This window comes from Pseudomonas sp. JV245A (genome assembly GCF_032424515.1).
Taxonomy (GTDB): domain Bacteria; phylum Pseudomonadota; class Gammaproteobacteria; order Pseudomonadales; family Pseudomonadaceae; genus Aquipseudomonas; species Aquipseudomonas protegens.
Genome location: NZ_VYKE01000503.1, coordinates 1 through 585, shown reverse-complemented (window position 1 = coordinate 585; position 585 = coordinate 1). Strand labels below are relative to the sequence as shown.

The 585-nt window shown below is 72.8% G+C and carries 1 protein-coding gene; it reads right to left on the bottom strand.

The window, feature by feature from the left end; all coding sequences use genetic code 11:
* Positions 1-585 (bottom strand): condensation domain-containing protein (locus F6S12_RS32715; RefSeq protein ID WP_315869986.1); only part of this gene is annotated, 585 nt, incomplete at both ends.

Here is a 585-nt window from a genome sequence, read left to right as displayed (position 1 = left end):
GCCCAGGGCCCGGTCGGCACCGGCGCCGCCCTGCATCCTTCCCAGCAGCACGGTGCCGAACACCACGTCATCGCGGCCCGCCAGTTGCCCCAGCACCCGGCCCCAGGCCAGGTGCAGCAGGCTGGCCAGGCTCACTCCCAGGTGCCGCGCCTGCTCTCGCAGGCGCCGGCACAGCGCCGGGTCGAGGCGCAGTTGACGTTCCCGGATACCGCTGCCGTCGCGCTGCACGTCCTGCAGGCCGAAGGCCAGGGTCGGCTCGTCGATGTCCGCCAGCATCTCGCGGAAGAACGCCTGGTGCTGCTCCTCGCCATGGCCCAGGCGCGCCTGGGCCACATAGTTGCGGTACGGTGCCGGCGCCGGCAACTGCCCGGCGGTACCCTGCAGCACCGCGCTGATCTCCTCCACCAACACCTCCAGGGAGCTGTGGTCCAGGGCCAGGTGGTGGAACAACAGCAGGCCCAGCCAGCGCTGCTGCCCCGGGTCCGCGGCGCAGGCCAGTTGCAGCAGCGGCGCCCGGCTCAGGTCCAGGCGGTAGTGACGGGGGTCGAAACGCGCCTGCAACTGCTCCAGCACCGGGCCCTGGGC